The sequence below is a fragment of the Pseudomonas nitroreducens genome (assembly GCF_024170165.1).
Taxonomy (GTDB): domain Bacteria; phylum Pseudomonadota; class Gammaproteobacteria; order Pseudomonadales; family Pseudomonadaceae; genus Pseudomonas; species Pseudomonas nitroreducens_C.
The window spans coordinates 46,759-63,771 of the sequence record NZ_JALJXP010000010.1 but is presented as its reverse complement, the minus strand read 5'-3'; the positions used below and the strand labels follow the sequence as shown (position 1 = coordinate 63,771).

11 protein-coding genes are annotated in these 17,013 nt (G+C 67.9%); 1 reads left to right on the top strand and 10 read right to left on the bottom strand.

Features of this window, described 5'->3' with window-relative positions; all coding sequences use genetic code 11:
* Positions 1-7: 7 nt before the first annotated feature.
* The 6 genes from J2T47_RS19690 to J2T47_RS19665 form a co-directional block, all read right to left on the bottom strand.
* Positions 8-3,970, bottom strand: coding sequence for a hybrid sensor histidine kinase/response regulator (locus tag J2T47_RS19690; protein WP_253450496.1), 3,963 nt, complete (start codon positions 3,968-3,970; stop codon positions 8-10).
* A 39-nt stretch (positions 3,971-4,009) separates the two neighbouring features.
* A complete protein-coding gene (locus J2T47_RS19685; protein ID WP_253450492.1) occupies positions 4,010-5,146 on the bottom strand; it encodes a response regulator in 1,137 nt (378 codons plus the stop codon).
* 118 nt (positions 5,147-5,264) lie between these two features.
* A complete protein-coding gene (locus J2T47_RS19680) occupies positions 5,265-5,831 on the bottom strand; it encodes a cysteine dioxygenase family protein (protein WP_253450488.1) in 567 nt (188 codons plus the stop codon).
* A gap of 111 nt (positions 5,832-5,942) precedes the next feature.
* Positions 5,943-6,707, bottom strand: a complete 765-nt coding sequence (gene cobF, locus J2T47_RS19675) for a precorrin-6A synthase (deacetylating) (RefSeq protein WP_253450485.1) — start codon at positions 6,705-6,707, stop codon at positions 5,943-5,945.
* Between the two features lie 181 nt (positions 6,708-6,888).
* The gene (gene metE, locus J2T47_RS19670; protein ID WP_253450482.1) at positions 6,889-9,186 is read right to left on the bottom strand and encodes a 5-methyltetrahydropteroyltriglutamate--homocysteine S-methyltransferase; all 2,298 of its coding nucleotides are present in this window, start codon (positions 9,184-9,186) and stop codon (positions 6,889-6,891) included.
* A 300-nt stretch (positions 9,187-9,486) separates the two neighbouring features.
* Positions 9,487-10,281 carry an AraC family transcriptional regulator gene (locus J2T47_RS19665; protein WP_253450479.1) on the bottom strand — a complete coding sequence of 265 codons (795 nt, stop codon included), beginning with the start codon at positions 10,279-10,281 and terminating at the stop codon, positions 9,487-9,489.
* An 85-nt stretch (positions 10,282-10,366) separates the two neighbouring features.
* On the opposite strand from J2T47_RS19665, the gene panB reads away from it, so the two are divergent.
* Entirely contained in the window at positions 10,367-11,191 is an 825-nt protein-coding gene (panB, locus tag J2T47_RS19660) for a 3-methyl-2-oxobutanoate hydroxymethyltransferase (RefSeq protein WP_253450476.1), read from the top strand.
* A gap of 42 nt (positions 11,192-11,233) precedes the next feature.
* Here the strand turns inward: panB and J2T47_RS19655 are convergent, their stop codons facing one another.
* The 4 genes from J2T47_RS19655 to J2T47_RS19640 are packed head-to-tail and all read right to left on the bottom strand — an operon-like array spanning position 11,234 to position 17,012.
* Positions 11,234-13,333 (bottom strand): HlyD family efflux transporter periplasmic adaptor subunit, encoded by a 2,100-nt coding sequence (locus tag J2T47_RS19655; RefSeq protein WP_253450474.1) that lies wholly within the window; start codon positions 13,331-13,333, stop codon positions 11,234-11,236.
* A gap of 5 nt (positions 13,334-13,338) precedes the next feature.
* Positions 13,339-14,679: an efflux RND transporter periplasmic adaptor subunit gene (locus tag J2T47_RS19650; protein ID WP_253450472.1), complete on the bottom strand. Its 1,341-nt coding sequence runs from the start codon at positions 14,677-14,679 to the stop codon at positions 13,339-13,341.
* Entirely contained in the window at positions 14,672-15,448 is a 777-nt protein-coding gene (locus J2T47_RS19645) for an efflux RND transporter periplasmic adaptor subunit (protein WP_253450469.1), read from the bottom strand. Before J2T47_RS19645 ends, J2T47_RS19650 begins: the two co-directional genes overlap by 8 nt.
* Entirely contained in the window at positions 15,435-17,012 is a 1,578-nt protein-coding gene (locus J2T47_RS19640) for a TolC family protein (protein WP_253450467.1), read from the bottom strand. Before J2T47_RS19640 ends, J2T47_RS19645 begins: the two co-directional genes overlap by 14 nt.
* Position 17,013 lies beyond the last annotated feature (1 nt).

Below are 17,013 nucleotides of genomic sequence, written 5' to 3'. Positions count from 1 at the left end.
CGCCGGCTCAGGCTGGCGGCTGCAGGGGCTCTGGCGTCGCGTCCAGCAGCCGCTGCAGCTGTTCCAGGGCGCGCTCGTAGTCGAAGCCTTCGACGGCTTCGGTGATCTCCCGCAGCAGCGCGGCGCGGGGCGCGTCCGGGAAGGCGCTGCCCAGACGCCCGATCAGCTCGCCGGCGCCGGTATCGCTGTCCTCCAGCAAGGCGTGCAGCTGCTTGAGGAGTGCGGCGATCTGCTCCTCGGGCATGGCGGCGGCCGGCGGCTCTGCGGCCGGCACGGCGCCGAGAGTCTCCAGGCTCGTCAGCACTGTCTCCAGCTGCGCCTGTACATCGAACAGCAGTCGCGAGATCAGCTCTTCCGGCGAAGGCCCCTGGCAGGCGTCTTCCAGTACCGTGGCGGACCTGGCCAGCGCCAGGGCGCCGATATTGGCGGCCGCACCACGCAAGGTATGGGCCGCACGGCGGCGAGCTGTCGGGTCGCTCGCAGTATCCAGGGCGCGGAATTCGTCGACGAAGTCCCGGTAGCTGGTGCGGAAGCGCTGCAGGAGGCGTTCGTAGAGGGCTGCCTTGCCAGCGCAGGTCGCCAGCCCGGCGCGGCTGTCGATACCAGGCAGGTCGAAGCGGCCGGCCGGCGGTGCGGTCGGCGCGCTCGCGGTTTCCGGGTGCTGCCGCGGCTCGATCCAGCGCGACAGGGTGAGGAACATCGCGGGCGGGTCGATGGGCTTGGCGATGTGGTCGTTCATGCCGGCCGCCAGCGCCAGTTCGCGATCGCCGGCCATGTTGTTGGCAGTCATGGCGATGATCGGCAGTTGCGCCAGCTCCGGGCGCCGGCGCAGCGCCTGGGTGGCCGCGTAGCCGTCGAGCACCGGCATCTGGCAGTCCATCAGCACGCAGTCGAAACGCCTGTCGACGGCCAGCCGGTCCAGCGCTTCCTGGCCGTTGCAGGCCAGCACCACCTCGATACCGGCATCTCCCAGCAACTCCATCGCCAGTTCCTGGTTCAGTTCGTTGTCCTCCACCAGCAACACCCGGCTGCCGGCGACCCGGGCCAGGGCTTCGTCGGTGGCACTCTGGCGTTCGCGGCTGCGCGGCTCGACCACGCTCTGCTTGCCCAGGGCGATGTTGATCGATTCCAGCAGGGTGGAGGGTGTCACCGGTTTGGTCAGCACCGTGCCCAGTTCGACGCCGCGCTGCTGGGCGGCCTCCAGTGCTTCCTCGCGGCCGAAGGCGGTGACCATGATCACCGCCGGGACGTTTTCGCAGTGGCCATCGTGCAGGCGTGCGACCACCTCGATGCCGTCCATGCCCGGCATCTGCCAGTCCACCAGCACCAGGTGGTAGGGCAACTGGCGATGTTCGGCCTCGCTGATCCATTCCAGTGCTTCGCTGCCGTTGCGTGCGACGTCCACCTCCAGCCCGTAGCTGATCGCCATCCCCGAGAGGATCTCGCGAGCCGAGGCGTTGTCGTCGACCACCAGGGCGCGCACCCCGAGCAGTTCGTCAGCGCGCAGCATGCGCCTTGGTGCGGCAGTCTCGGGAATGCCGAAGTGTGCGTGGAAGTGGAACACCGAGCCCTTGCCCGGTTCGCTTTCCACCCAGATGCGTCCGCCCATCAGTTCCACCAGGCTCCTGGAGATCGACAGTCCCAGCCCGGTACCGCCATAGCGCCGCGACGTGGAGGTGTCGGCCTGGATGAACGACTGGAACATGCGGCCGCACTGCTCGGCGGTCATGCCGATGCCGGTGTCGCGCAGCCAGAAGTGCAGTTCGGCGTCGCCGCTGCCGATCATCACCGGCTCGATGCCCAGGACGATCTCCCCCTGCTCGGTGAACTTCACCGCATTGTTGCCCAGGTTCAGCAGGACCTGCCCCAGTCGCAGCGGGTCGCCCTCCAGAGAAGTGGGCAGGCGCTGGTCGAGCTGGAACAGCAGTTCGAGCGACCTTTCCTCGGCCTTGAAACCGACCAGCGCGGTGAACTGCTCCAGCACGTCTTCCAGGCGGAATTCGACGTGCTCCACGGTCATCATGCCGGCCTCGATCTTGGAGAAGTCGAGGATGTCGTTGATGATTCCCAGCAGGCCCTCGGCGGAGCGGTGGACCTTCTGCACGTAGTTGTGCTGGCGCGGGTTCAGCCCGCTTTTCAGGGCGAGGCTGCTCATGCCGATGATGACGTTCATCGGTGTGCGGATTTCGTGACTCATGTTGGCGAGGAACTCGCTCTTGGCACGCGTCGCATCCTCGGCCAGCTCCTTGGCGCGGCGCGTCTGCTGCTCCACCAGCTTGCGCGCGGTGATGTCGTAGAGCCAGGCGAGCACGGCGGGCTCGCCATGATGGAGCACGGGCAGGTAGGTGGCGAGGATGTCGCGCTCGCCACCGCGGCTGTCGTACATGCGCACCTCGCGCTCGATCATCTGCTCGCCCGCCAGCATGTCGTTCCACACCGCCTCGCGGTCGGCCCGCTCGACATAGAGGCCGACCGCGGCATCGCCGACCTTCAGGCCGAAGTTCTCGACGAACGCCGGATTCACCAGGTGCAGGCGGTCGCGGGTGGCGATGGCCACGCTGACCGGACTGCAGTCGAGGATGTACTGCAGGCGTTTTTCGCTTTCCTGCAGGGCAGCAGCCTGCTGCTCCATCAGTTCCGCCTGGCTCAGGGTCTCCTTGAGCAACTGCTCGGTGCGCGAGGTGCGTTCGAGGATTTCCAGGTTCATCGCCAGCAGCGGCAGGAACTCTTCGAGCAGCGCGCGCTGGCTTGCGCCGGGCGGCTGCATCAGCTCCAGGGCCAGCACGCCGACCAGGCGTTCACCGTGGATCAGCGGCAGCACTTCGAGGTACAGCGGCAAGGCGTATTCGCCTTCGACGCTGCGCTCGGGCAAGGACAGGCGGATCGGTTCCCGCTGCCGCGCGCATTGTCCGATCAACCCCTGCCCCATGGGGACGCGCTGCGGCAGGTCCTGCGGGGCGGCATAGCTGCCCAGCAGGAGCAGCTCGGCGCTCTGCTCCTCATGCACATGCAATGACGCGCGGCGCAGCGCCAGGGGGAGCGCCAGCGATGACAGGGCGGCATCGCCCAGCTGCGTGGTGCCGGCGACGGCCTGCATCTGCCCGCTGAGCGTTGCCAACTCGGTCTTGACCCAGCGCTGGTCGGCCATCTGCCGGGCTTCCGATTGCAGGGCCGTGATCGCCCGCGCCATCTCGCCGACCTCGTTGGGGTAATCCTGGAAGGGTACCTGCACATCCAGCTCGCCCTTGCTCAGGGCATCCACCGAGAACCGCAGCTGGTCGGCCGGCCGGCGGATCGACTGGCTGATCAGAATGCCGAACAGCGCGCCGCCGCCCAGGCCCAGCACCAGCAGCCAGATGGTCAGCTGGACGCTGCGGTAGAAGCGCTCCGTGGCCAGGTTCACTTCCAGATCGGCGCCCTGGCGCTTGACCTGAGCTACCTCGGCCAGCGCCTGGTTGGCTACCTCGCCCGGCCGTTGCAGCGCGGTGGAGGAGAGCAGGGCGATGGCGCCCAGGTCGGTGGACTGGCCGTGGCGGATCGGCTGATCGTTGAGCTCCAGCACGTGCTTGATCTGGTCCTGGTACTCCTCGTAGGCGGCTTCGAAGCGCACCAGCCCCTGCTGGGCCGCGGTACGGTAGATGAGCGGGCGCGCCAGTTCGATTTCCTCGCGCAGGTTGCTGCGGACTTCGTTGAACTGCTTGACCGCCTGGGCCCGGCCGTTTTCGTCTGATGCCAGGACGAACTGGCGAATGCTGCGCCCCATCCCCGCGAGGGCAACCCGGGCCGCCTCGATGTGCGAGAGGCCGAGCATCTCCTTCTCGTAGATCACGTTGATCTGTTCGATCTGCTGGCGCTGTACGTGCAGGCCGTAGAGGCCGAGAAACAGGGCGAGCAGGAGGATGCCGCCGAAGCCGAGCACCAGCCGGGTACGCAGCCTGAGGCGCTGAAGATAGCCGAGCGGAGTCAACATCGGGCCGCCTCCTGGCAGGGTTGCCGCGTGCGCTGCGAATCAGGCCCCGGTCGGAACCGGGGCTGGTTCGGTCGGGGCGCCGTCGTTGAAGCGCTCGGCGATGCCTCGGAAGCTGTCCTGCAGGGCCAGGAAGGCATCGGTCACGTCCGGGTCGAAGTGCTGGCCGCGCTGGCTGCGGATGAACTCCACTGCGCTGGTGTGGGTCATCGGCGACTTGTAGATGCGCTTGCTGATCAACGCATCGTAGACGTCGGCCACCGCCATCAGCCGCGCCGACAGGGGAATCGCATCACCGGCCAGGCCCTGCGGGTAGCCGGTGCCGTCCCATTTTTCGTGGTGGCCGTAGGCGATCTGCTTGGCCAGACGCAGGAAGGGCACGTCCATGCCCAGGCGCTCCTCGGCTTTCTCCAGGGCATCGAGGCCGAGTGTGGTGTGGGTCTTCATCAGCTCGAATTCCTCGGGCGTCAGGCGGCCGGGCTTGAGCAGGATGTGGTCGGGGATGCCGACCTTGCCGATGTCGTGCAGCGGTGCGGACTTGAACAGCAGCTGCCGGGTTTCCTCATCCAGCTCGGCGGCGAAGCGCGGCCGCTGCGCCAGGTGCTCGGCCAGCGCGCTGACATAGTGCTGGGTGCGGCGGATGTGGTTGCCGGTTTCGTTGTCGCGGGTCTCGGCCAGGGACGCCATGGCGATGATGGTGACGTCCTGGATGGCCGCCAGCTCGCGGGTTCTGCGCTGCACTTCCTGCTCGAGGTATTCGTTCTGGTCACGCAGGAAGTCGGCGGCGGCCTTCAGGCGCAGCTGGTTGTCCACGCGCATCAGCACGGTGGGCGGGTTGATCGGTTTGGTCAGGTAGTCCACCGCGCCCAGCTCCAGGCCGCGGAGTTCTTCGTCGGCAGTGTTCTGCGCAGTGATGAAGATCACCGGGATGTGGCGCGTGCGGGCATCGTCGCGCAGGCGCCGGCAGACCTCGAAACCGTCCATGCCGGGCATCATCACGTCCAGCAGGATGAGGTCCGGTGGCTCGTCGGACAGGGCGACCTGCAGCGCCTTCTCTCCGCTGCGGGCGGCCTTGACGCGGTACAGCAGCTTGAGCAGGTCCGAGAGCAGCGTGAGGTTCTCGGGGGCATCGTCGACGATCAGGATCGTCGGACGAACAACGGGACCAGGTGCATTCATTGACCATCCTCCGCCACAGGGCATGCGCTGCGGGAGTTCCTGTCCGCGCGCCGGTGTCAGTATAGATCGCGTCGGGCAAGTCTCTGCGGTGGTTCGGCAGGCAGGCCCGGCGGGTGATTCAACCGTTGTGCTCGACCTCGACGAAGTGCCGGGTGCCGGCCTCGACGTCGTAGATGTGGTAGTTGTTCATCATCCGCCCGTAAAGGTGCAGGCTGACCGCGCGCGGACGGTCGGCGGGGACGCCGGTGACGTGGATGTGGTCGGGGTTGGGGACGAAGCTGGTGACCGCGCCCGGCGGCAGCAGGATCATGCCGCCCTTGACCAGTTCGATGCCTTCGTCACGCTGGCGATCGGCGGACAGGCAGACGTAGCTGCGCTCCTCCAGCACGCCTTCGACTATGCCCACTACGCCCCAGCTGCCGTGGTCGTGTACTGGCGTCCACTGGCCCGGCGACCAGACCAGGGCGTAGAGCGACAGGTTGTCATCGGGCGCCTGGTAGATCAGGTTGCGCGCGTAGTGGAACGGGTCGCTCTGGTAGTGGTGCGCTTCGAGGAAGTCACCGGCATGGGCCAGCAGTTCCATCATGAAGGGCGCCAGCGAGGCCACGCACTGGCAGGGTTCGGATTCCTGGCGGTTGAGCTGGGTGGCGTGTTCGATGAAACGGGCGAGGCTGGCGTTGGGCATGAGCGGTGCGCTCCGGCGGGCGTTGGCGACACAACGCCAATCACTCTAGCCGCTTTTGCCGGGCCTGCTCGGAACCTGATCCGGCATGGGGTATCCGCCCCAGGCAAGCGCTCATTCGTCCTTGGGTGTGCGCCGCAGCAGGTAGGTGTCCATGATCCAGCCGTTGGCCTCGCGGGCTGCCCGGCGAGTGCGCTGGATGTCTTCGCCGACCTCGGCGAGCCGCCCGCTACGGAGGATTTCGTCCGCCGTGCCGACGTAGGCGCCCCAGTAGATTTCCAGTTCCGGGTCGTCCAGCTGACGGTAGGTATCCTCGGCGTCGAGCATCACCACGACGCTCTCGGCGTTGGCCGGAAAGCCCTCGGCCAGGCGGCGGCCAGTGGTGATCTGCACCGACTGGCCAATGGCGTTCAGCGGCACCCGGTGGCGCGCGGCCAGCGCCTGTACGCTGGTGATGCCGGGGATCATCTGGTAGTCGAAGCTCACCCGGCCCTCGCGCAGGACAGCATCGAGGATGCGCAGCGTGCTGTCGTACAGCGACGGGTCGCCCCAGACGAGGAAGGCGCCGCACTGGCCATCCTGCAGTTCCTCGTCGATCAGGCGCTCGAACACCTGCTGCTTGGCCCGATTGAGGTCGCGCACCTGCCCGGCATAATCGCCTTCGCGCACGCGTTCGGGGCTGTCGGCTTCAACGATGCGGTAATCGTTGCGGGTGACGTGGCGTTCGAGGATGTCCCGGCGCAGCTGGATCAGCTTGTCCTTGCTCGCGCCCTTGTCCAGCAGGAAGAACACGTCCGCGCGGTTCATCGCGTTGATCGCCTGCACGGTGAGGTACTCGGGGTCGCCCGCGCCGATGCCGATGATGAGCAGTTGCTTCATGTCTGGTCCTGCGTGCCTGGGTGGGAAGGGCTCCAAGATTACGCCGGTCGGGCGCTGCGCTCATCTGCCGGATCGACGCGGCACGAGATGAACCTGCGGCAACGTAGGGCGCATAACCCGGCACGGGTTATCCGCCCTACAAGACTGCGCGGGTCAGACGGTGGGAAGGGCGCCAGGTTGGTCAGCCCAGCAGCGCCAGGTCCTTGCGCAGCTCGCGGGCGGCCGCGACCATGTTCACCAGCGCCGCTTCCGTTTCCGGCCAGGCGCGGGTCTTCAGGCCGCAATCCGGGTTGACCCACAGGCGCTCGGCGGGAATGCGCTGCGCCGCCTTGCGCAGCAGCTTGACCATCTCGTCCTTGCCCGGCACCCGCGGCGAGTGGATGTCATAGACGCCCGGGCCGATCTCGTTGGGGTACTCGAACTGCTCGAAGGCTTCCAGCAGCTCCATGTCCGAGCGCGAAGTCTCGATGGTGATGACATCGGCGTCCATGGCGGCGATGGATTCGATCACGTCATTGAACTCGCTGTAGCACATGTGGGTGTGGATCTGCGTTTCGTCGCGCACGCCGGAGGCGCACAGGCGGAAGGCTTCGGTGGCCCAGCCGAGGTAGCGGCCCCAGTCGGCGCGGCGCAGCGGCAGGCCCTCGCGGAAGGCCGCTTCGTCGATCTGCACGATGCGGATACCGGCGCTCTCCAGGTCCACCACTTCGTCGCGGATCGCCAGGGCCAGCTGGCGCGCCTGGGTTTCGCGGGAGACGTCCTCGCGCGGGAAGGACCACATCAGCATGGTCACCGGGCCGGTCAGCATGCCCTTCATCACCTTGCTGGTGAGGCTTTGCGCGTACTTGATCCATTCCACGGTCATCGCCTTCGGACGGCTCAGGTCGCCAAAGATCACCGCCGGCTTCACGCAGCGCGAGCCGTAGCTCTGTACCCAGCCGAAGCGGGTGAAGAGGTAGCCGTCGAGCTGTTCGGCGAAGTACTCGACCATGTCGTTGCGCTCGGCTTCGCCGTGGACCAGCACGTCCAGCCCGAGGTTTTCCTGGATTTCCACGGCGTGGCGAATCTCGCTGTGCATGGCCTCGGTGTAGTCGGCGGTGTTGAGCTTGCCCTGTTTGAACGCCTGGCGGGCCAGGCGGATGGCCGAGGTCTGCGGGAAGGAGCCGATGGTGGTGGTGGGGAAGTCCGGCAGGTTCAGGCCGGCGCGCTGCTTGACGATGCGCTCGGCAAAGGGCGACTGGCGCTGGCTGTCGGCGGCTTTCACCGCTGCGAGGCGGGCTTTCACCTCCGGTTTGTGGATGCGCGGCGAGGCGGCGCGGCTGGTCTGCACGGTGCGGCTCTGTTCCAGCGCGGCGATGACTTCCGGCGCTTCCGGGTCATTGACGGCGCGGGCGAGCAGGGCGACTTCGGCGCACTTCTGCACGGCGAAGGCCAGCCAGCTCTTCAGCTCGGCATCCAGCTGGTCTTCGCGCTCCAGGTCCACCGGGCTGTGCAGCAGCGAGCAGGACGGCGCGACCCACAGGCGCTCGCCCACGCGGTCATGGGCGTAGCGCAGCACTTCCAGGCTCTTCTCCAGGTCGCAGCGCCAGACGTTGCGGCCGTTGACCACGCCGAGGGAAAGAATCTTGTAGGCCGGCAGGCGGTCGAGGATGCTCGGGAACTGTTCCGGCGCGCGCACCAGGTCGAGGTGCAGGCCGTCCACCGGCAGGCCGGTGGCCAGGCCCAGGTTGTCGTCCAGGCCGCCGAAATAGGTGGCCACCAGCTTCTTCAGCGGCTCGCTCTGCAGCAGGTTGTAGGTGCGCTCGAAGGCGTTCTTCCAGTCCTGCGGCAGGTCCAGGGCGAGGATCGGTTCGTCGATCTGCACCCACTCCACACCTTGCGCGGCGAGGCGGCGGAAGATCTGGCCGTAGAGCGGCAGCAGGCGCTCGACGAGGTCGAGCTTGTCGAAGTCGCCGCCCTTGGCCTTGCCCAGCCAGAGGTAGGTCAGCGGGCCGATTACCACCGGTTTCACCTGATGGCCGAGGGCGTGGGCTTCCTCCACTTCCTCGAACAGCTGCTCCCAGCTCAGTTCGAACTGCTGGTCAGCGCTGAATTCGGGGACGAGGTAGTGGTAGTTGGTGTCGAACCACTTGGTCATCTCCTGGGCGTGGGCACCGCAGCAGCCGGCACTCACGCCTCGCGCCATGGCGAACAGGGTCTGCAGGCTCGGCTTCACGTCGCCGTGAGCGCGGAAACGCTCGGGGATCACGCCGAAGGTCAGCGAATGGGTCAGCACCTGGTCGTACCAGGCGAAGTCGCCCACCGGCAGCAGCTCGATGCCGGCGTTCTTCTGCACCTGCCAGTGGGCGGCACGCAGTTCGCGGCCAACGGCGCGCAGACCGGCTTCGTCCAGTTCGCCCTTCCAGAAGGCTTCCTGGGCTTTCTTCAGCTCTCGGTCGCGGCCGATGCGGGGAAAGCCGAGGTTGTGTGCCAGCGCCATGTGAATCTCTCCATTGAATCAACGATGGGGAAATTCTCCCGGCATGGCGTTCATGAGACAAACTCAACGTTCTCGTGATCATCACAAGAAATCCTCATGTTGATGTCGCTCCCTGTAGGAGCGGGCCACGCCCGCGACCGCGGACACAGTCCGCGCCAGTGGCGGCCTCGATCCTTCCGACCGAATGCCGGGAAGAGTGTGCCCGCGGACTGCGTCCGCGATAGGTCGGCGCTCGCTCTGTCGCAGGCATGGCCAGCTCCTGCAGGCTGGTTCCAGCGCTCTGTCTGTTGTCAGGTGCGGCTACCCGCCAGCCCGCATCTGCCGCGCCAGAGCGCCGGGCGAGGTGTGCAGCTGGCGCTGGAACAGCTCGATGAACGCCGAGGTGGACTCGTAGCCCAGCTCGCCGGCAATCAGCGTCACCGACTCGCCGCGCTCCAGCCGCGGCAGCGCCGCCAGCAGGCGCACCCGCTCGCGCCATTCGCGGAACGACAGCCCGGTCTCGTCGCGGAACAATCGCGCCAGGGTGCGCCGCGAGGCGCCGACGCGCTGCGCCCAGTCCTCGATGCCCAGGCGCTCGCCGGGGTGCTCCTGCAGGTGATCGGTGACGCGTCGCAGCCGTGCGTCACGCGGCAGCGGCAGGGCCAGGCCGGAGTCCGGCGCACTGTGCAGTTCATCCACCAGCACCTGCATGAGCCGCGCTTCCGGGCCCTCGTCGGGGTAGTCGCGGGAGAACTCGCTGGCACGCTGGATGAGGTTGTCCAGCAGCGGCGAGACGTCCAGCACACGGCACGGCCCCAGGCCGACGGCCAGCTCCGGCGCCAGGTAGAAGCTGCGATGCACCACCAGCGTCCGCGCGCGGGCGCTGTGGCGCACCCCGGCCGGCAGCCACATGGCCCGGCGCGGCGGGATCACGCAGGCGTACTGCTCGGTCGTTGCCTCCAGCACGCCGCTGGCGGCGTACATCAGCTGGCCCCAGGGATGGGAATGCGGTTCCACCTCGTGGCCGGCGGGCATGTCGAAGGCGCGCAGCCACACCGGGCGCGGCAGCGCGGTGAAGCCGGGAAGCGCCAGAGCATCCTGTCCCGCTGACGGCATAGCTTGTCTCACTGTCGGAAGTGGGTCATGAAAGGCCGATGGTAGCGTCTTCCCCGGCCAATATCAGCCATCCGTGGAGAGCACCATGAGCAGCCATCGTCCGCAACAACGCCTGTCGATCCTGGACATCCGCCAACGCCGCGAGCCCGGCAGCCTGGTCGTGCTGACTGCCTGCTCGGCACCCATGGCGCGGTTGCTCGACCCGCATGTCGATGTGCTGCTGGTGGGGGATTCGCTGGGCATGGTGCTCTACGGCATGCCGCACACCCTGGCCGTCAGCCTGGACATGATGATTGCCCATGGCGCTGCCGTGGTCCGTGGCTCGCAGCGGGCGTGCGTGGTGGTGGACATGCCCTTCGCCAGTTACCAGGCCTCGCCGCAGCAGGCATTCCTCGCCGCCGCGCGCGTCCTTGCCGAGAGCGGCGTCCAGGCGGTGAAGCTGGAAGGGGGCGCGGAGATGGCCGGGACCATCGCCTTCCTCGTCGAGCGCGGTATCCCGGTGATGGCGCATATCGGCCTGATGCCGCAGAAGGTCAATGCCCTCGGCGGCTTCAAGGTTCAGGGCAAGGAGGAAGCCGGTGTGGCGCGGGTGCTGCGCGACGCGGCTGCCATCGCTGCCGCCGGGGCCTTCAGCGTGGTGCTCGAAGGCGTGCTGGAGCCCGTGGCGCGGCAGGTCTGTGAGCGGCTGGAGATTCCGGTGATCGGCATCGGTGCTTCACCTGCCTGCGCCGGGCAGGTGCTGGTGACCGAGGACATGCTGGGGCTGTCCGGCGAGCAGATTCCGCGCTTCGCGCAGCAGTACGTGCGGGTGGACGAACTGATAGTCGCCGCGGCCGAGCGATTCGCCAGCGAGGTGCGCGAGCGCCAGTTCCCGCAGGCCCGGCATTGTTTCGGAATGGCGAAGGAGTGAACCCTGCGCGGGGGCGCAAGCACGGAGCATCAACCTGCAGTGCTAGAAGCCGCTCTCGCGCAGGGCGACAGCCAACAGCCGGGTGAAACCTTCGCCCAGCCAACTGCGCCGGGCGCCTTCGATCTGCAGGTGCCCACGGGTCTCGTGCAGGCCCGGTGGTGGCGCGTCCAGCTTCACCAGTACGTGGAACAGCGCCGGGTTGGGCACCAGCGCCTCGCCCTGCGGGTTGACGTTCAGCGGGCCGCCGTAGCGCGAGGCGAGCATCGGCTGTTCCAGCTGGCTGATGCGCGTGGTGCCGATCAGCACCACCTGGCCCTCGATAGGACGTGGCACGCCTTCGGGGTAGAAGCGCACATGGCCGCCGTCGGTGAGGCGCTGCACTTCGTCCTGCTTGACGTAGGCGTCCACCAGCCAGTGCTGCGGGTCCACCAGAACGCCGATAGGCTCGCGGGTGTTGATCCACTGGCCGGGCTTCCAGTCCGGGTTGACGTCCAGCCAGCGCCCGGCGAACGGCGCCTGCAGGTTGAGGCGGGCCATCTCGTTGCGCGCGGCGCGGGCCTGCTGGTACTCCACGCCCAGGCGCTGGCGGGTGACGGCTTCCTCGGTCAGCCCGGACGGGTCGGCCAGCATGCCCGCCAGCCGCCCCTGGTAACCACGGATACTCGCCTCGCTGCCAGCCACCTTGGCGGCAATGTCGGGCTCTTCCATCACCGCCAGGGTTTCACCCTTGCCGACTTCACCGCCCGGGCGCAGGTCGCGCAGCAGCGCAGGGAAGGGCGCGTAGACGTGCAGCTGCTGCGCCGCGTGCGCGAGGCCCATGGCATGCACCTGGGTGCGCCAGGGAATGGCGAGCAGCAGGACGATGGCGCCGAGCAGCGCGAGGAACACCAGCTTGCGCCGCGGCTTCACTTCCGCACGGCGCTGCCACCAGACCTTGAGTTCGCGCCACACGGGCTGAACGATGAACCAGCTGATTTCCACGGCGAACAGGAAGATCCCCAGCAGTTTGAAGAAGAAGTAGTAGACCGCCACGGCGATGCCGAGGAACAGCAGCAGGCGGTAGACCCAGGTGCCGAAGGCGAAGGCCACCAGCGCTCGGCGCTTGCCGGTGGGGAAGTGCTCCGGCCAGGGCTCGTCCAGCCCCAGCAGGTTGCGCCGCAGCGTGGTGCGCGCCAGGGCGCCGGCGCGTTCGTGCAGGTTGGGGAAGTCCAGCAGGTCGGAGAAGATGAAGTAGCCGTCGAAGCGCATGAAGGGGCTGGCGTTCAGCGCCAGCGACAGCGCCCAGCTGGTGGTCGCCAGGTACAGCAGGGCATTGCGCAGCGGGCCGGGGTCGGCCAGCGCCCAGCCCAGGGTGGAGAGCCCGGCCAGGCCCAGCTCGGTGATGATTCCGGCGCTGGCGATGGCCAGGCGCTGGCGGTTGCTGCGCAGCTTCCAGCTCTCGCCGGTGTCGGTATAGAGCATCGGCCACATCACCACGAAGGCGATGCCCATGTGCGCGACCTTCAGGCCCAGCCGTGTGGCCACCAGCGCATGCCCCAGCTCGTGCAGCGTCTTGGCCACCACCAGAGCGGCGGCGAAGCTGAGCAGGCCCTCGAAGGAGAAGGACTCCACCACGTCGTGGGTGAAGGTGTCCCACTGGTGCGCCACCAGCACGATGCCGGCCAGGCTGAGCAGCAGCACCAGGATCGCCACGTAGCGGTTGAACAGCCAGTCGAGGCTGCCGGCGATGGCGCGCAGGAAGCGCTGCGGGCGTAGCAGAGGGATGCGGAAGAACAGGTAGTGGTGCAGCCACCAGTTCCAGGTCATCCATTGCTTGCCTTCGCTGCGCGCGGCCAGCCGCGCCAGGGCTTCGGGGCCGGGACGGAGCAACTGGTGGTGTTCGAGGAACTGGCGCAAGCCCAGCACCTGCTCGGCGTCGGGCTTGAGCGCGGTCTGCTCGGCGATCTGCTCGCTGATCTGCCGCGGCGTCTGCTCCCAGCGCAGCAGGCATTCGAACTCCAGCCAGCCGATGCGGTAGAAGCGGTTGAGCACGCTGTCCTGGATCACCCACACCGGCTCGCCGTCCGGGCCGGGCGCAGCTTCGTCCAGGCGCAGGTCGTCGCGCAGCGGCGGGGTGGGCAGGTCTTCGGCGGCAATGTCCATCGCCGTTACCAGCCGGTCCAGGCGCGCACGGAGGCCAGTGGCCGGCGCAGCAGGTAGTAACCCAGGACGACGCGTTCGCCGTAGAGCTTGGCGGTGCCATGCAGGCCCAGGCGTGCATGGGGCGGGGGGGTCTCGACGCTGGCCAGCAGGCGGTAGGAGGCCACGCCTTCGTCGCTGGGCTTGGCCTGGTAGCTGGTATCGAGGATTTCCCCATGCAGCGGGTCGAGCGGGTAGGCGGTGAGGAACAGCGCCACTTTTGCCCCCGGCTCCAGGGCGATGGCGTCGGCCACCGGCAGCTGGATGCGCATGCCCGGCGCCTTCGGGTCGGCGATCTGCAGGATGCGCTCGCCAGTCACCACCGGTTTGCCCAGCCAGTCGTTGGGGTCGCTGTACACGGCTACGCCAGCGCGCGGGGCGAGCACACGGGTGCGCGCCAGTTGCGCCTGCACGGCGGCCAGTTCCGCGCGGCGCTGGCGGGCGCGGCCGTCGAGCACGCTGAGTTCGCTCTTGCTCTGCGGGTTGTCGAAGGCGCGCTGGCTGGCGGCCATGAGTTCGGCGTCGGCCACGGCGACTTCCTTGGCCAGCACGTCGGCGCGGCTGCGCAGGGTGGTTTCGTCCAGCTCGAAGAGGGGCGTGCCGAGCTCGACGTTCTGGTTGGGCCGCACCAGCATTTTCACGATCACCCCGTCGATGGGCGAGCTGATCACCTGGGCGTTGCGCGAGACGACTTCAGCCGGCGCCAGGGCGGTTTGCCGGACGGGGATGAGCAGCAGCGCCGCCAGGGCGATCACCCCGACCAGCAGCTGGCGTTTGCTCGGCCGCCAGAAGCGCAGGCGGGTGCGCGGCCCGAACGACGCCCAGGCGTGGGCCCAGGTCTGCCAGACACCTTGAAGCAGCGGTTGCAGGTTGCGCGCCGGCGGCTCGTCGAGCAGGAACAGCACCAGCCCCAGGCGCTTGCCGGCGCGGTCGTGCAGTGGCACGCACCAGAGGCCGGCGGGCCACCACTCGCTCCAGCCTTCGGCGATGTCGGCGGGCGGTTCGATGGCTTCGCGGGCCAGCCAGGTCGGCGTGGCGTCGGGCAGTTGCGTGGCGACCCAGCGGCTGGCGCGCTCCAGCCAGACCAGATAGGGCGAGTCCTCGGTGGGCTTGGCCAGGCCGGACACCGCGAGCAGCTCGTTGCGCGTGTCGTGGCAGGCGAACACCAGCGCCTGGTGGAAGCGCAGCAGCGGGAACAGGTCATTGGCGATGCTGAAGGCCAGGGCGCCGAGGGACTCGGCCGTCAGTGCCTTGTCGCGCACATTGGCCAGGCTCAGCAGCAGCTGGGGGGGCGGCAGCAGCTCACTCATGGCTTTCGGGGAAGCGCGCGACCCCGCTCATGCCGGCGATCAGTTCGGGGTAGCTGGCGTCCAGCTTCGCCTCCAGTTCCACGGTCTGCGCCACGGCATCGACCCGCGCGTTGATCACGCTGACCTTGGCCGGGTAGTGCTTGCCGGTTTCGTGGATGTCCACTTCCAGCGGCATGTCCGGGCGCAGGCTGGGCAGCATGGAGGAGGGCACGTTGAGACGGACCTTCAGCGCGCCGTCGCTGACCAGGTCGAACAGCGGGGTACCGGCCGTCACCGTCTGGTACGGCTTGACGTAGACCTTGGCGATGCGCCCGGAGAAGGGCGCATCGACCAGGCAGTAGCCAGCCTGGGCGCGGGCCAGGGTGAGGGCGCCATCGGCCTTCTGCACTTCGGTGTTGGCCATGGCGACTTCCAGGTCGCCCACCGCGTCGAGCTTGCGCAGGTTCTGCTTGGCGGCAAGATTGGAGCGGGCCATGTTCAGTTCGGCGGCGGCGACCTTGGCGCGGGCATTCACCTCCACGCAGTTGAGCTGGGCGAGTTCGGCATCCTTGGCGACCTTGTCGCCCAGGCTCGCCTTGAGCGCACCGAGGGTGCCGTTCATCTGCGCGGAGAGGGTGGTTTCCAGGTTGGACACCAGCAGCACGCGGATGGCGCCGGGGTCCTGGTTGTCGGGCAGTGGTGGCAGGCCGCTGGTGGCATCATCGGCCTGCGCCGGCTGGAGCAGCATCAGGCACAGCGGGAGGAGCAGGTACGGCTTACTGCGCGGCATTGGCGGTTTCCTTCTGCCCTGCGGAGGCTTGCCCTGCGGTCGGTTGTACGGTCGTGGTGCCGCTGCTGGCCAGCAGGTTGGTGCTGGTCTGCTGCTCCAGGGTGCGCTGGATTTCCCGCGCCAGGGTCTTCACGTCGTGGTTCTCGATCTCCTTGGGCATCACCTCGAAGCCCACCGAGTTGTACAGCCGGCCCCAGGCGGCCTGGGCGTCGGAGTAGGCGGCCTCGCGCTGGTAGCGCGAGAGCAGGAAGCGGCCCTCGGCGCGGATCAGCTCCAGCTCGCTGCCCAGGGCGGCGCCACGGGCGGACTGGGCGTAGCTGAGCAGGCTCTGGTCGACGCGCAGGCTCTCGTCGGCGAACTCCACTTCCTGCCTGGCCAGCTGGTAGCGCAGCAGGCCGACGCGGACCTGGGTGAGGATCGCCATGGACAGCGCGGTACGGCGCATGTCGTCGGTCTTTTCCTGGCTGGCTTCGGCGGCCTTGATGTCCGGGTACTGGGCCAGGCGCAACAGGTTCATCGAAACGTTGATGCCGGTCTGGTTCCAGTCGTTGTTGTACAGGTACTTGTTGGAGTCGTACTCGTAGCCGTAGTTGAAGCTCACGTTGGGCCACAGCTGGGCCTTGGCGATCTTCAGGTCGTTCATGTCGACGCGTTTGCGGTACCACTCCTCCATGATTTCCGGGCGGCGCTCCAGGGACAGGCGCTCGAGCTGCTCGACGTTGTTGGTCACCAGCGGCAGCGGCTGCTCGCCGATGTCGGCCAGGACCATTTTGGTGTTCGGCGGCAACGACATCAGCGCGGCCAGTTCGGCGCGGGCGAACTCGAGGTCCTGGCGGCGCACGGTGAGCATGTACACCGAGTCGAGCAGGGCGCGCTGGTAGGCGAGGATGTCCTGGCGCGGCAGCAGGCCCTTGCCTTCGGCCTCGCGGGCGGAGGTCAGGGCGCGGTGGGTGCGCATCAGCAGGCCGTCCACTTCCGGCAGCAGGCGCTGGGCGCCCAGGGCGCGCCAGTAGGCGTTGCGCACGTCCTGCAGGACGTTCTGCGCGACCTTCTCGCGGCGCTCTTCGGCCATCAGCATCTGGTCGTTCTTCTGCTGGGTGCGGAAGTAGGCCACGCCGAAGTCCAGCAGGCTCCAGGACAACCCGAGGCTGTAGAGCTGGCGATAGCGCTCTTCCGAGGTGGACGGACGCAGGCTGACCTGGCGGTCCTCGATGCCGATGGAGGTGCCGCCGGAGTCGTTGTTGCGCCCGGCGTAGCCGGCGGAGGCGACCACCCGCGGCAGCATCTCGTGGCTGGTGACATCGCGCAGGTCGGAGGCCAGCGCGCTTTCCAGCAGCTTCAGGCGGTAGTCGAGGTTGTACTTCAGCGCGCGCGCCGAGGCCTCGTAGAAGGTGATCGGCCCGTTGACCGGCTCCTGCTCCTTGTACATCCGCGCCTGGTCGTCGATCACCCGCTGGCGCATTTCCTCCTCAGTGTAGGGCTTGGGCTCGAACGCCGAACAGGCGCTGAGGAGAATGCTGACGGTGATGGTGGCGCTCAGGCATTTCAGGGCGTAGGCAGGCATA

Coding starts and splice junctions, on each gene's coding strand:
- J2T47_RS19665 (WP_253450479.1), bottom strand. CDS start 10,281: ATGCCGTCAGCGGGACAGGATGCTCTGGCGCTTCCCGGCTTCACCGCG.
- J2T47_RS19655 (WP_253450474.1), bottom strand. CDS start 13,333: ATGGACATTGCCGCCGAAGACCTGCCCACCCCGCCGCTGCGCGACGAC.
- J2T47_RS19690 (WP_253450496.1), bottom strand. CDS start 3,970: ATGTTGACTCCGCTCGGCTATCTTCAGCGCCTCAGGCTGCGTACCCGG.
- panB (WP_253450476.1), top strand. CDS start 10,367: ATGAGCAGCCATCGTCCGCAACAACGCCTGTCGATCCTGGACATCCGC.
- cobF (WP_253450485.1), bottom strand. CDS start 6,707: ATGAAGCAACTGCTCATCATCGGCATCGGCGCGGGCGACCCCGAGTAC.
- metE (WP_253450482.1), bottom strand. CDS start 9,186: ATGGCGCTGGCACACAACCTCGGCTTTCCCCGCATCGGCCGCGACCGA.
- J2T47_RS19650 (WP_253450472.1), bottom strand. CDS start 14,679: ATGAGTGAGCTGCTGCCGCCCCCCCAGCTGCTGCTGAGCCTGGCCAAT.
- J2T47_RS19645 (WP_253450469.1), bottom strand. CDS start 15,448: ATGCCGCGCAGTAAGCCGTACCTGCTCCTCCCGCTGTGCCTGATGCTG.
- J2T47_RS19640 (WP_253450467.1), bottom strand. CDS start 17,012: ATGCCTGCCTACGCCCTGAAATGCCTGAGCGCCACCATCACCGTCAGC.
- J2T47_RS19680 (WP_253450488.1), bottom strand. CDS start 5,831: ATGCCCAACGCCAGCCTCGCCCGTTTCATCGAACACGCCACCCAGCTC.
- J2T47_RS19685 (WP_253450492.1), bottom strand. CDS start 5,146: ATGAATGCACCTGGTCCCGTTGTTCGTCCGACGATCCTGATCGTCGAC.